The organism is Streptomyces sp. NBC_00569 (assembly GCF_036345255.1).
In the GTDB taxonomy this organism is placed as follows: Bacteria; Actinomycetota; Actinomycetes; order Streptomycetales; family Streptomycetaceae; genus Streptomyces.
In genome coordinates this window covers 2,515,574-2,528,948 of the sequence record NZ_CP107783.1, presented here as the reverse complement: position 1 = coordinate 2,528,948, position 13,375 = coordinate 2,515,574, and the positions used below count along the sequence as shown (strand labels likewise).

At 73.0% G+C, this 13,375-nt stretch carries 13 protein-coding genes; 3 read left to right on the top strand and 10 right to left on the bottom strand.

The window, feature by feature from the left end; genetic code table 11:
• Window positions 1-147 precede the first annotated feature (147 nt).
• Window positions 148-768: a TetR/AcrR family transcriptional regulator gene (locus tag OHO83_RS11515; RefSeq protein ID WP_330279395.1), complete on the top strand. Its 621-nt coding sequence runs from the start codon at window positions 148-150 to the stop codon at window positions 766-768.
• Between the two features lie 194 nt (window positions 769-962).
• On the opposite strand, the gene OHO83_RS11510 is transcribed toward OHO83_RS11515, so the two are convergent.
• A complete protein-coding gene (locus tag OHO83_RS11510; protein ID WP_266675451.1) occupies window positions 963-2,024 on the bottom strand; it encodes a DUF2510 domain-containing protein in 1,062 nt (353 codons plus the stop codon).
• A gap of 174 nt (window positions 2,025-2,198) precedes the next feature.
• Here OHO83_RS11510 and OHO83_RS11505 point away from each other — a divergent pair, with 174 nt between their 5' ends.
• Window positions 2,199-4,871, top strand: a complete 2,673-nt coding sequence (locus OHO83_RS11505) for an ATP-binding protein (RefSeq protein ID WP_266675452.1) — start codon at window positions 2,199-2,201, stop codon at window positions 4,869-4,871.
• 19 nt (window positions 4,872-4,890) lie between these two features.
• Here the strand turns inward: OHO83_RS11505 and pcaDC are convergent, their stop codons facing one another.
• Genes pcaDC through OHO83_RS11470 form a run of 7 tightly spaced genes read right to left on the bottom strand, consistent with a single transcriptional unit; the run spans window position 4,891 to window position 11,373 of the window.
• Window positions 4,891-6,045, bottom strand: a complete 1,155-nt coding sequence (gene pcaDC / locus OHO83_RS11500; RefSeq protein WP_266675453.1) for a bifunctional 3-oxoadipate enol-lactonase/4-carboxymuconolactone decarboxylase PcaDC — start codon at window positions 6,043-6,045, stop codon at window positions 4,891-4,893.
• Window positions 6,042-7,388 (bottom strand): 3-carboxy-cis,cis-muconate cycloisomerase, encoded by a 1,347-nt coding sequence (pcaB, locus tag OHO83_RS11495; RefSeq protein WP_266675454.1) that lies wholly within the window; start codon window positions 7,386-7,388, stop codon window positions 6,042-6,044. Before pcaB ends, pcaDC begins: the two co-directional genes overlap by 4 nt.
• On the bottom strand, window positions 7,385-7,963 hold the full coding sequence (gene pcaG, locus OHO83_RS11490; RefSeq protein WP_266675455.1) for a protocatechuate 3,4-dioxygenase subunit alpha: 579 nt from the start codon (window positions 7,961-7,963) through the stop codon (window positions 7,385-7,387). The genes pcaB and pcaG overlap by 4 nt, the downstream gene beginning before the upstream one ends.
• Complete coding sequence (pcaH, locus tag OHO83_RS11485) at window positions 7,960-8,730, bottom strand: protocatechuate 3,4-dioxygenase subunit beta (RefSeq protein WP_266675456.1); 771 nt, start codon at window positions 8,728-8,730, stop codon at window positions 7,960-7,962. Before pcaH ends, pcaG begins: the two co-directional genes overlap by 4 nt.
• A 17-nt stretch (window positions 8,731-8,747) precedes the next feature.
• On the bottom strand, window positions 8,748-9,950 hold the full coding sequence (locus OHO83_RS11480) for a thiolase family protein (protein ID WP_330279394.1): 1,203 nt from the start codon (window positions 9,948-9,950) through the stop codon (window positions 8,748-8,750).
• Entirely contained in the window at window positions 9,947-10,591 is a 645-nt protein-coding gene (locus tag OHO83_RS11475; RefSeq protein ID WP_266675458.1) for a CoA transferase subunit B, read from the bottom strand. Before OHO83_RS11475 ends, OHO83_RS11480 begins: the two co-directional genes overlap by 4 nt.
• Window positions 10,591-11,373: a CoA transferase subunit A gene (locus tag OHO83_RS11470; RefSeq protein ID WP_266675459.1), complete on the bottom strand. Its 783-nt coding sequence runs from the start codon at window positions 11,371-11,373 to the stop codon at window positions 10,591-10,593. The genes OHO83_RS11475 and OHO83_RS11470 overlap by 1 nt, the downstream gene beginning before the upstream one ends.
• 281 nt (window positions 11,374-11,654) lie before the next feature.
• Here OHO83_RS11470 and OHO83_RS11465 point away from each other — a divergent pair, with 281 nt between their 5' ends.
• Entirely contained in the window at window positions 11,655-12,116 is a 462-nt protein-coding gene (locus OHO83_RS11465) for a MarR family winged helix-turn-helix transcriptional regulator (RefSeq protein ID WP_116507668.1), read from the top strand.
• A gap of 29 nt (window positions 12,117-12,145) precedes the next feature.
• Here the strand turns inward: OHO83_RS11465 and OHO83_RS11460 are convergent, their stop codons facing one another.
• Window positions 12,146-13,093 carry a DUF3048 domain-containing protein gene (locus OHO83_RS11460; protein WP_266676774.1) on the bottom strand — a complete coding sequence of 316 codons (948 nt, stop codon included), beginning with the start codon at window positions 13,091-13,093 and terminating at the stop codon, window positions 12,146-12,148.
• Between the two features lie 79 nt (window positions 13,094-13,172).
• Entirely contained in the window at window positions 13,173-13,316 is a 144-nt protein-coding gene (locus OHO83_RS11455; RefSeq protein ID WP_266675460.1) for a hypothetical protein, read from the bottom strand.
• Window positions 13,317-13,375 lie beyond the last annotated feature (59 nt).

Here is a 13,375-nt window from a genome sequence, read left to right as displayed (position 1 = left end):
CCCGGCCCCTTTTCATGACGACTGGGTGGTGCGGTGATGCGGAGGTGAGCACGGCGTGAACCGCGCTCATCGATACGCCAGTGTACCGAAACGCTGGCGTACCGGTACACTGGCGTATCGATAGCGAAGATCGCGAGGAGAAGAGCCATGACGTCCCAGGAGCAGGCAGGCACATCAGTGACCACTTCGCGCCGCTCCAAGATCACTCCAGAGCGCGAGCGGGAGTTCTACGACGCGGTCCTCGACCAGCTCCGTGAGAACGGCTACGAGGCGCTCACCATGGAGGGCGTCGCGGCCCAGGCGTGCTGCAGCAAGTCCACGCTCTACCGGCAGTGGAAGACGAAGCCGCAGCTCGTGGCCGCCGCGCTGCGGGCGGGGCGCTGCGTGAAGTTCGCCAGTGTCGACACGGGTACGCTCGCCGGTGACCTGCGCTCGGCCGCCCGCGCGGCGGCGCAGCAGGCGGGACGTGACACCCAGCTCGTCCAGGCCCTGGGCCACGCGGTCCTCAGCGACGAGGAACTCCAGGGGGCGCTGCGCGAGGCCCTGGTCGAGCCGGAGCTGGCCGCGCTCGGGGAGATGATCGACCGGGCCGTGGCGCGCGGCGAGATCGCCGCGGACCATCCGGCCCTTGAGTTCCTGGCCGCCCAGCTGCTCGGGGTGCAGCGCATCCGCCCGGTCCTCGAGGGCCGGTACGCGGACGCGGACTACCTCACCCGCTTCGTCGACGCCGTGGTGCTGCCCGCACTCGGCCTGGGCGAAGCCACCTGAACGGGAGACCGCCGTCTGTCGGGATGACCTGACGGCGGTCTGCCCGCGCCGCACCGTGGGGACGGGCGCGGCGCGCACCCCCGGGCCGGGCTGGTCCCTCCTTGAGCGGAGGGGGACCTGCCCGGCCCCTGGGCTTTCTCCCCGATGACGCCCCCGAGTGGTTCACGGGGTTCCGCACGTCCTCCTACGGGGTCCTACACGTTCTGCCCGTTGCCGCCGCCCTCGGCGATCGCGGACTTCTTGATGCCCTTGGTGATCTTGTCCATCGACGTCACGTCCGGCGCCTTGTCGTTCACGTCGATGCCGAAGCGGACGACGACGAGCGACTTGGGGTCGGCGGGCGCGGGGAAGACCAGCGACTCGACGTAGCCGTCGTCGCCCTTGGCCGTGACGACCTGCCAGCGCACCAGGTAGCCCTTCTGGCCGGCCACGGTGACGGCCTCGGAGGCCAGCTCCTTGTGCGAGGTGATCTTTCCGTAGATCGCGCCGCCGTACGACTCCTGCGCGTTCTTGGAGATGTCCTCCTCGGCCGCGGCCTTTGCGCCCGTCGCCTTGAGCTTCAGCGCCTCGGCCGACGCCGAGAACGCGCCGCCGCGCACACACTGCTGCTTCGTGTCGCCGGGGCAGGCGTACGGGCCGGTCGTCACCCCCGCGTTGCCGCCCTTCGTCGTGCCGCCGGTCCAGCCGTCGAGCACGGGCACCGACACCCCGTTGACGAGGTCGGCGGCGAAACCGCCGCCCGAACCCGGCGCCTGCGGAGCGCCGCTCTCCCCGCCGGCACCGCCGGTGCCACCGCTTCCCCCGCTCCCGCCAGGACCGTCACCCGGCGCCTGGGGAAGTCCCGGATCAGCGGAGGGACTTGACGACGAGTCGGCCCGGTCGCTCTTCCCGTCGCCGTCACCGGAGGTCAGCGCGTACACCCCGCCGACGATGCCGCCGAGCACCACCACGGCGACACCGGCGGCGATGGCTATCTTGAGGCCGCGCCTCGGCTTCGGCTCCGGGTACGCGGGGTAGCCCGGGTATCCGGGGTGGCCGAACTGCCCCGGCGGCTGCGAGGTCTGCGGATAGCCGTACGCCTGCGGATGCGCGCCGGGAGCCGCCGGCGCGTACGCGGGCGGGCCGGGCGCGGCGCCGGTCTCGGCGGCACGGGTCTGCTCCGTCCACACACTGCCGTCCCACCAGCGTTCGGTGCGGGGGCCTTCGGGCTTCTGGCCGGGATCGGGGTACCAGCCGGGGGGAGTCACCTGGGTCATGGGCGCCACAGTATGAGGCGTGCGTGAAAGGGGCATGAGAGGGGGCGGGTCCCGTTCCGGAAGGGCCCCTTCCCACTTATGGCGAAGACCTGCGCGGACCCCCACCCACAACCCCCCGGCTGCGGCTACTCTCAACATCTGTACGTCGATTGAGCGACTTCGGGAGAGTGCGGGATGACGCAGAGTCGGCCTGACGGAGCCGCCTCGGCCGCCCTGTGGGAGCGGGACAAGGAGATCGCGGTCGTCGAGCGGGCGCTCGCCGAACTCTGCGGGGACGCGGCGTCGTCGGGCAGCCTCGTCGTGTTCAGGGGCGAAGCGGGCATCGGCAAGACCGCCCTCCTCGAAGAGGTGCGCCGCATCGCGGCGGGACGGGCCATGGTCTGGTCGGCCCGCGGCGGCGAGACCGTCACCTCCGTCCCCTTCAACGTCGTACGCCAGTTGCTGCAGCCCGCCCTCCTCGCGCTCTCGCAGGAGGAGGCCCGCGAGTACTTCGGCGACTGGTACGAGATCGCGGGCCCCGCGCTCGGCATAGCCGAACCGGGCGGCCGCCAGGCCGACCCGCAGGGTGTGCGCGACGGACTCGTCGCGGCGGTGTCCCGGCTCGCCCGGCTGCACTGGCCGCTCGTCCTGCTCGTCGACGACGCGCAGTGGGCCGACGAGGAGACGCTCCACTGGCTCGCCGCGTTCGCCGAACGCCTCGACGACCTGCCCGTCCTCGTCGTGGTCGCCCACCGCGACGGCGAGGCCACCGCCGTCTCCACCGGCCACCTCGAAGCCGTCGGCGCCGCCGCCCGGCCCCGGACCACCCTGTCCGCGCTCACCCCCGACGCCACCGCCGGACTCACCCGCGCCACCCTCGGCGAGCACGCCGACGCCCCCTTCTGCCGCGAGGTGTGGGCCGTCACCGGCGGCAACCCGTACGAGACCGTGGAGCTCCTCGCCAAGGTCCAGGACAGCGATCTCGAACCCGCGGAAGGCTCGGCCGGCGAGCTGCGCGCCCTGAACAAGTCGGCGCGCGGCCGCGGCCTGGTCGACCGCCTCGAAGGCCTCGGCACCGACGCGACGCGCCTGGCCTGGGCCGCCGCCATCCTCGGCACCCGGATCGCCCCCGAACTCGCTGCGCGCCTCGCCGGGATGACACCCGGCGAGGCGGGCCGCTGCGCCGAGCGGCTGCGCGGGGCCCGCATCCTCACCGACGCGACGTACGAAGACGGCGCCGCGGGACTGGAGTTCGTGCACCCGCTGATCGCCAGCGCCGTGTACCGCTCCATCCCGGCGGCCACCCGCACCGCCATGCACGGGCAGGCCGCCTGGGCCGTCACGGCCTCGGGCCACGGCGCCGCGGCAGCCTCCCGGCATCTGCTCCAGGTCCACCCGGACGACGACCCCGAACTCGTCGAGCAGTTGCGCACGGCGGCCGGTGAACACCTCGCGGTCGGCGCCCCGGAGGCCGCCCGCCGCTGTCTGGAGCGCGCGCTCCAGGAGCCCCCGCTGCCCGACGTACGGTCCGAAGTCCTCTACGAGCTGGGCTGCGCCACCCTCCTCACCTCGCCCGCCGTCACCATCGGCTACCTGCGCCAGGCCCTCGACACCGACCCGGGGCTCGGCGGGGACGCGCGCGTGGACGCCGTGTGCCGGTTGTCCCAGGCCCTCGTCCACAACAACCAGCTGGAAGAGGCGCTGCGCGAGATCGACGCCGAGGCCGCGCGGCTCGACCCGGGCCCGGCCCGCCTCCGCCTCCAGGCCACGCGGTACATGTGGGAGGGCATCCACGCCGGCGAGGAGGACTCCCCGGGTCGCTCCCGCAGCCTCGCCGCCCTCGCGGGCTCCCTGACCGGCCGGGACAACCCCGAGCGGGTCCTGCTCGTCCTGCGCGCCTTCGACGCGATGACGCGCGGCGAGAACGCCGAGGTGGTGGTCGAACTCTGCGACCGCTCCCTCGTCAACGAGCGCCTGGCGCCGGGTCTCGGCTGGACCGACCCCGAGTGGGGCTTCGAACTTCTCGCCATGCTCGGCAGCGCGTATCTCTTCTCCGACCGGCTCGACCGCGCGGAGAGCCTGTTCACCGAGGCCGTACGCGCCTACGAGACCGCCGGCTGGAGCGGGGGCCATTCGGCGCTCGCGCACGCCTTCGTCGGTTACGTGCACCGCAGGCGCGGCCGTCTCACCGACGCCGAGGCCGTCCTGCGCGAGAGCCTGCGCCTGGCCGACCGCGTCGGCCGTGGCCTGCCCATGCACTGGGACGCCGCGTGCATGCTCATCGACACGCTCGTGGCCCGCGGCCGGATCGGCGAGGCCATGGAGATCGCGGACCGCTACTCCTTCGGCCCGCCCTACCCCTCCACGATCGTCCTGCCCGACGCGCACTCCGTCCGAGGCCGCCTGCTGATCGCCGCGGGCCGCACGGAGGAGGGCGTCAGCGAGCTGGAGGCGGCGGCCAAGGCGGCCACCGCCCGCGGCGGACACAACACGATCATGGCGCCCTGGGCCTGTGACCTGGCCCGCGCGCTCGCCACCGAGGACCCCGAGCGCGCCAGGGAACTCGCCGCCGACGCCCGGCTCCAGGCCGAGCGCTTCGGTACGGACACGGCGATCGGGGAGGCGCTGCGCTGCGAGGCGGCCCTGGAGACCGGCCAGCGCTCCCTGACCCTGTACGCCAAGTCGGTCACCTACCTCGAAGCGTCACCCTGCGCGTACGAACACGCGGCGGCCCGCGTCGAGTACGGCATCGCGGCCCGCTCGGTCGCGGAACTCACCCGCGGCCTCACCCTGGCCAGGTCGTGCGGCGCCGACGGCCTGGCCGCCCGCGCCCGCGAGGTACTCGACACGGGGCGCGGCCTGCGCTGACCGTCGGCGTGCGCGGGGTTCAGCCCTCGGCCGGGTCCTCTCCGCTCTCCTCGGCGAGGACCCGCTGGGCCACCGCGAACGCCGAATTGGCCGCGGGGACACCGCAGTACACCGCGGTCTGCAGCAGTACGGCGCCGATCTCCTCGGGTGTCAGGCCGTTGCGCAGCGCGGCGCGTACGTGCATGGCCAGCTCGTCGTAGTGGCCGTGGGCCACCAGCGCGGTCATCGTGATCATGGAGCGTTCGCGGCGTGCCAGCGTCGGGTCGGTCCAGATCTCGCCCCACGCGTAGCGCGAGATGAAGTCCTGGAAGCGGGCCGTGAAGGGGCTCTGCCGCGCCTGGGCGCGGTCGACATGGGCGTCGCCGAGCACCTGCCTGCGCACCTCCATCCCGCGTTTGGCGCCTCCGCCGAGCTGGGCGCGCAGCGCCGTGATCACGGGTTCGGGGCACTGGGCGGGGGCGAGGTGCGAGGCGCCCGCGATCTCGACGAGTGACGAACCTGCCACCGCGTCGGCGATCTCGCGCAGATGCGCGGGCGGCGTCGCCGGGTCCTCGCGGCCCGCGATCAGCAGCGTGGGAGCCGTGATCGAGGAGAGGTCCTCGCGGATGTCGAACGCGGCGAGCGCGTCGCAACAGGCCGCGTACGCCGCGGGGTCGGCGGTGCGGTGGTCCTCGACCAGGGCCGGCACGGTGAACCCGGGGGTGAACCAGCGCCGGTCGGCGGTCTCGGCGACCGGGCCGAGCCCCTCGCGGCGTACCAGCGCGGCCCGCTCCTCCCAGGGCTTCGAGCCGCCGAAGTGCGCCGACGAGCAGATCACCGCGAGGCTCGTCACCCGCTCCGGGTGGTGGACCGCGAGGTGCAGGCCCACCGCGCCGCCGAGCGACACCCCCGCGTACGCGAAGCGCTCGATGCCGAGGGAGTCGGCGAGGTCCAGAACGAGGCCGGCCAGGTCGGCGACGGTCGCGCCGGGGCCGATCAGCGCGGCCGGGGACCTGCCGTGCCCCGGAAGGTCCCAGCGCACCACCCGGTGGGTGACGGACAGTTCGGGCGCGACCGCGTCCCACAGCGCGGTGGACGTGCCGAGCGAGGGGCCCAGGAGGAGCGGGGGAGCGGTGGCGGGACCTTCGGCGCGGTGGTGAAGGAGCGTGCCGTGGTCGGGGGATGTATTGCTCAACGTCGCTCCAGAGCGCGGTCGGTGAGGGCTCCGGCGGAGCCGGTGTAACGGACGGGGTCGGTGAGGTCGGCCAGGTCGACGCCCTTGAGGTCGGGTTCGTCGGCCAGGATCCCGGCCAGTGTCCTGCCCTCGGTGCGGGTGCGCCGCGCCGCGTCGGTGAGCAGGGACTTCGCGCGGGCACGCCCGAGCAGGGGCGCGAGCTCGGCGGCGAGGCGCTCCGAGACGATCAATCCATGGGTGGCGAAGAGGTGTTCACGCATCACGTCCGCGTGGACCTGGAGCCCTTCGGCGAGCTCGGCCGCGTCGCGTGCCGCGCCGCCCACGAGCCGCAGGAGGTCGCGCAGCGGCTCCCACTCCGCGTGCCAGGCGCCGGCCGGACGCTCGTCCTCGGCCGCCATCGACGCGTACAGCGTCGCGGCGAGCGCGGGTGCGCGACGGGCGGCCGCGGCGACGAGCGTGGCCCTGACGGGGTTCGCCTTGTGCGGCATCGCGGAGGAGCCGCCGCCCGCGCCCTCGCCCAGCTCGCCGATCTCGGTGCGGGACAGCGTGAGGACGTCGGCCGCCGGCTTGCCGAGTGCGCCGGCCGTGAACGCGAGCGCGCCCGCGAGGTCGGCGACCGGGGTGCGCAGGGTGTGCCAGGGCAACACGGGTGCCACCAGGCCGAGTTCGGCCGCGTACGCCTCGGTCAGCTCCCCGGCGTGCGTGGCGCCGAACACGCCGAATGCCGCCAACGTGCCCGCCGCGCCGCCCAGTTGGACGGGCAGTGAGGTCCGTACGGTGCGCAGCCGGTCGCGTGCGTCGAGGACGAGGGAACGCCAGCCCGCCGCCTTCAGGCCGAACGTCGTCGGCACGGCGTGCTGCGTGAGCGTACGGCCCGGCATGACGGTGTCCCGGTGCGCGGTGGCGAGCCTCCCGAGCGCACTCTCCGTGCGCGCCAGGTCGCCGAGCAGCCCGTCCAGCGTCCGGGCCGCGACCAGCATGAGCGCCGTGTCCAGGATGTCCTGGCTGGTGGCGCCCCGGTGGACGTACGGCGCGTGCTTCCCGGCCACCGCGGCCGTCAGGTCGGCGACCAGCGGGATCACCGGGTTGCCCCCGGAGCGGGCGCGCAGCGCGAGGTCACGGGCGTCGAAGCGCCCCTCGTCCGCGGCGGCCCGTGTCACCTCGTCCGCCGCGGCCGCGGGCGCCAGGCCCAGGGCGGCCTGCGCCCGGGTGAGTCCGGCCTCCGCGTCGAGCAGGCCGCGCAGCACCGCCGCGTCCGAGGTGGCCGACTCGGCGGGGGAGCCCGCCCGGCCGGGGGAGAGCAGCCCGGCGTCGGGATCGGCGTCAGGATCGACGTGTGTCACTGGAACTCCAGGAAGACCGTTTCGCCTTCGCCCTGAAGGCGGATGTCGAAACGGTACGTGCGGTGCGCGCCTTCCTGCGGCTGCGCGAGCAGCGTCGCGCGCCGCTCCGCCGGCAGGGCGTCGAGCAGCGGGTCCGCGCCGTCGGCGAGGTAGGCGCGGGTGAACAGGTGGTGCAGCAGCCCGCGCGCGAACACGCACACGCTGACGTACGGCAGTCCCGCGTTGCCCGGCGGCAGCGTGAACAGCGCGTAGTGCCCGTCGGCGTCCGTGGCGACCCGGCCGAACCCGGTGAAGTCCGTGCCGTTGCGGCCGAGATGCCCGCCGGTCGTGGTGTCACGGCGCAGCGAGCCCGGCGCCCCGGCGAGCGAGCCGTCGGGGCCCGCCTGCCAGAACTCGAGGATGGCGTCCGGCACCGGGGCGCCCTGGCCGTCGAGCACATGGCCGTGCAGGGCGATCGTGTCGGGATGCCCCTTCGGCGCGACCTGCTCGCCCTCGGGGAAGGGCAGGGCGTAGCCGTAGAACGGGCCGACGGTGTGCGACGGCGTGGGGAGCAGCTTCTCGGGCACGGAGGTCATCGGCCTTCCTCGATCCAGGTGGCGGAGGGACCGTCGAGGACGATGTCCCACTCGTAGCCGAGGGAGAACTCGGGCTGCGACAGGTCGTGGTTGTACGCCGCGACCAGACGGTTGCGGGCTGACTCGTCCGTCACCGAGCGCAGGATCGGGTCGTAGCGGAACAGCGGGTCGTTCGGGAAGTACATCTGCGTCACGAGCCGCTGCGTGAACGCGTCGCCGAACAGGGAGAAGTGGATGTGCGCGGGGCGCCACGCGTTGGTGTGGTTGCGCCACGGGTACGCGCCCGGCTTCACGGTGGTGAAGGAGTACCGTCCCTGATCGTCCGTCAGGGTACGTCCCACACCGGTGAAGTTGGGGTCGAGAGGCGCCGGGTGCTGGTCGCGCAGATGCGCGTACCGGCCCGACGCGTTGGCCTGCCAGATCTCCACGAGCTGGCCGCGCACGGGGCGGCCGTCGCTGTCGAGCAGCCGTCCGGACACGGTGATGCGCTCGCCGAGCGGCTCACCCGCGTGCTGACGCGTCAGGTCCTGGTCGATGTCGGTGATGTCCGTGGGGCCGAAGACGGGCCCGGACAGCTCGACCGTCTCCGGGTCGCCGCCGTTCACGGCGACGAGCGGCTGCTGCGGGTGGCGCAGCAGCGAGCTGCGGTACGGCGCGTAGTCACGCGCCGGGTGGTGCTGGACGGGCGCGCCGCCCGCGCGTGCCTTGTCGTACGCGCTCTGGAGGTCCGCGACCTCGACGTCGATGTCCGACTGGGTGAGTGCCATGGTGGGTTCCTGAGTCCTTAGCGTTCGAGGACGAGCGCGAGGCCCTGTCCGACGCCGATGCAGAGGGTGGCGACGCCGGTCCCGGAACCGGCGGCCTTGAGCTGGTGCGCGACGGATCCGGCCAGCCGCGCGCCGGACGCGCCGAGCGGGTGGCCGATCGCGATGGCGCCGCCGCGCGGGTTGAGGATCGCGGGGTCGAACTCCGGCCACTCGGCGACACAGCCGAGGACCTGAGCGGCGAACGCCTCGTTCAGTTCGAGCGTGGTCAGGTCGCCGAAGCCCTTGCCCGCCCTGGCGAGCGCGCGCTCGACCGCCTCGACGGGGCCGAGCCCGAAGTAGTGCGGGTCGATCGCGGCGACCCCGGACGCCGTCACCCGGGCGAGCGGCTCGCGGCCGGTGGCCTTGAGCCCCTCCTCGTCGACGAGGAGCAGCGCGGCGGCGCCGTCGTTGAGCGGCGACGCGTTGCCCGCCGTCACCGTCCCGTTCCCGGTCCGGAACGACGGCTGGAGCTTGGCCATGGCCTCCAGCGACGCACCCTCGCGCACACACTCGTCGCGCGCGACGACGAGCGGGTCGCCCTTGCGCTGCGGGACGGCCACCGGCACGATCTCGGCGTCGAACAGCCCGTTCTTCTGTGCGGCGGACGCCTTCTGATGGCTGCTCAGCGCGTACGCGTCCTGCTGCTCACGCGTGATCGCGTGCTTGTCGGCGATCAGCTCGGCCGACTCGCCGAGCGGCACGGTCCACTGCGGCTCCATCCGCGGGTTGACCATGCGCCAGCCCAGGGTCGTCGAGTACAGCTCCGCGTTGCCCGCGGGGAACGGCCTCTCGCTCTTGGGCAGCACGTAGGGGGCGCGGGTCATCGACTCGACACCGCCGGCCAGGGCGATGGAGACGTCGCCGAGCGCGATGGCCCGCGCGGCCTGGATGACGGCTTCGAGGCCGGAGGCGCACAGCCGGTTCACGGTGACACCGGGCACGGAGGTGGGCAGCCCGGCGAGGAGTCCGGCCATGCGGCCGACGTTGCGGTTCTCCTCGCCCGCGCCGTTCGCGTTGCCGAAGTAGACGTCGCCGATCAGCGCCGGGTCCAGCTCCGGTGTGCGTGCGAGCAGTTCACGGATGACGTGCGCGCCGAGGTCGTCCGGGCGGACCGGGGCGAGGGAGCCGTTGTACCTGCCGACCGGCGTGCGGACGGCATCGACGACGTAGACGTCCTTCATCGGGCCTCCTCCGGGATACGGACCTTGGCCGCGGTCCTCGCGGTGACGTCGTCGGCGGTGACGCCGGGGGCCAGCTCGACGAGTGCGAGCCCGTCGGCGGTGACGTCGAGGACGCAGAGGTCGGTGATGACGCGGTTGACGCAGGCCTTGCCGGTCAGGGGCAGCGTGCAGTCCTCGACGATCTTGGGCGTGCCGTCCTTGGCGGTGTGCGTCATGGCGACGATGACCGTCCGCGCGCCGTGGACGAGGTCCATGGCCCCGCCGATGCCGGTGATCATCTTGCCGGGGACGGCCCAGTTGGCGAGGTCGCCCCGGGCGGAGACCTGCATCGCGCCCAGCACGGCGACGTCGATGTGCCCGCCGCGGATCATGCCGAAGGAGAGCGCCGAGTCGAAGTAGGAGGCCCCCGGCAGGACGGTGACGGTCTCCTTGCCGGCGTTGATGAGGTCGGGGTCGACCTCGTCGTCCGCCGGGTAGGGGCCGACACCCAGGATGCCGTTCTCGGATTCGAGGATCACCTCGACGCCGGGCGGCAGGTGGTTCGGGATGAGGGTCGGCAGGCCGATGCCGAGGTTGACGTACTGGCCGTCGCGCAGCTCGCGGGCGGCGCGGGCGGCCATCTCTTCGCGGGTCCAGGCCATCAGCTGCTCACCGTTCCTCGTGCCGAGGGCGCGGAGACGGTGCGCCGTTCGATCTGCTTGTCGGTCGCCTGCTCCGGCGTCAGCGCGACGACGCGCTGGACGAAGATGCCGGGCAGGTGCACGGCGTCGGGGTCGATGTCGCCGGGTTCGACGAGTTCCTCCACCTCGGCGATGGTGATGCGGCCGGCCGTCGCGGCGAGGGGGTTGAAGTTGCGGGTGGACCTGTTGAACACGAGGTTCCCGTGGCGGTCGCCCTTGGCGGCGCGCACGAGGGCGTAGTCGGTACGGATGCCGTGTTCGAGGACGTAGTCCGTGCCGTCGAAGGTGCGGACCTCCTTGGGCGGGGACGCCAGCGCCACACCGCCCTGACCGTCGTAGCGCCAGGGGAGTCCGCCCTCGGCGACCTGGGTGCCGACGCCGGCGGGCGTGTAGAAGGCGGGGATGCCGGCGCCACCGGCCCGCAGGCGCTCGGCGAGCGTGCCCTGCGGGATCATCTCGACTTCGACCTCGCCGGACAGGTACTGCCGGGCGAACTCCTTGTTGGCGCCGATGTACGACCCGGTGACCCGGGCGATCCGCCCGGCCGCGAGCAGCACGGCCAGGCCTGAGTCCATTGCTCCGCAGTTGTTGGAGACCACGCTCAGGCCCGTGGTGCCGCGCTCGTGGAGCGCGCCGATGAGCACGTTCGGGACGCCGACAAGACCGAATCCGCCGACCGCGAGGGACGCCCCGTCCCCCACATCGGCGACCGCTTCCGCGGCCGTCGCCACCACCTTGTCCATCCGAGCCAGCCTCTCCACGTACGTCAACCGATCACTCGCCACCCAATTACTCAGCACACTGAGCATTTATGTGACTGGCGCTTACGGTGCCACCGCATGACCGGACCGTCAATAGTTCGGGGTAGGGACGGTTGGCATGGGGGAGTCGACTCGACACGGGCCGCCCTATGGTCGAGTATTGATCAGTACACACCCGAAAAGCGGGCCATGGATCGGGCGCCCCGCACCACGCGGGGGCGGCGCGACCCACATGCCCTGCCGACTCAGACCGGAGGTCCGCGATGGCCGCGGTGGATCTGACCACCCACCCGGGGCACCTGGCCCGGCGCCTCCAGCAGGCGCACTACCTGCTCTGGAACACGATGGTCTCCGAGGAGATCACCTCACCGCAGTTCGCCGTCCTGAACGCGCTCGTCGCCGAGCCCGGTCTCGACCAGCGCACCGTGGGTGAGCGCGTCGGCCTCGATCGCTCGACCATCGCCGAGGTCATCAGCCGCCTCAGCCGCCGCGGACTGATCGACAAGGTGCGCGACCCGCAGGACGGCCGCCGCTCCCTGCTGCGTCTCACCGACGAGGGGACGCGCGTCCACCGCAAACTGACCGTGCGCACGGCCCGGATGAACCAGATCTTCCTCGCCCCGCTGTCGGCCGACGAGCAGGCCGTCTTCTTCGACCTGATCCAGCGCGTCTCGGACGCCGCGGAGGGGCTCCGCAACCCGACGGAGCCGCTCGCGAAGGCCTGACGGCGGCGTCCGGGGGCGAGCCGGGGTTCTCACCGCTCGGCGAAAAGGATCCACACCTGTCCGGGCGCGAACGTCATGCGCCTGTCGCCGGCCGCCGTCGTGAACTGTGTGCCGTCGGCCGCCGAACGCCGCTCCCACCGCACGTCGTAGGACCGCCCGTCCCGCAGCACCGTCGCCTTGCCCGCGCCCACGGTGTCGGAGAACGGTGATGTGTTTCCCGACCGGTCGTGGAACCGCGAACTGCGGACGTCCACGTACTGGACCACGACGTTCGAGGCGTTCAGGGCACCGCCGTCCGTGGTGCGTGCCCGGGTGCCGTCCATCGACACCTGCCAACTGTGGCTCTGCGCCGACCAGTTGAAAGTGAAGCGGGCCGCCGGGAAGCGCACCGCCAGGGCGTTCTTCGCCTGTCCGCCCGCAGGGGCCGCGCCGAACGTGACCCCGGCCGCCGCCAGTGCGTCCGCCTTCGGCGTCACGCCCAGCTTGTCGGGGCGGAGGTAGAGGTTGTGCGGCGCCGGCCTGTCGCTGCCGCGGAAGTACGCCGAGGCCGGCGCCTTGCCGGGCGGGAGCGCGGTGAGCGGGGCCTCGGCGATCAGCGGCAGGAGCTTCGACTGGGCGCCGGAAAAGGCGAGTGCGGGGCGGTCGAACTGCCGCAGCAGTTCGAGATCGGTCTCACGAGCGCTGCGCACGGGGCCGACCACGGGCGGCAGCCGGGTCGCGTACACGGCCATCAGCCGGCTCAGGCCGCTCTCCACCTGCTCGGCGTAGATGATGTCCGCCCGGCCGATACCGGTCTGCGGGCGCGCCGGACCCACGTTGTCGATCTTCACCGCGAGGACGGGGCCACGGGCTCCCTCGCCGGTGGGGCTCGCGGAGTGGCCGTCCGGCGGATGCCCGTCGCCCACGGTGCACCCGGCGGCCGTGGCGGCCAGGACCGCCGCGACGATCACGGACCGTCGCACACGCGTCACCCGCATCCGTCGTATTCGCACGTGTGGGTGATACCCACCCAGGGGCGGATCGATCAGTTCAGGTCAAACATGTTCGAAACAGTGCTCAGTGCTGGGCGGTGAGATGGTCCGCGATCAGGTCGCCGGAGTGCTGGATGTGCGCGTACATGAGGCGGCGGGCGGCCTCGGCCGGTGACGGCCGACGGCGCTCCCGTCGCCGGGAGTGACTGTTCGCCTGGCCCGACGGCACCCGGCGGCGCCTCAGGCGCAACCCTCAAACGCCCCCATCAACCACACCTCTCAACAACA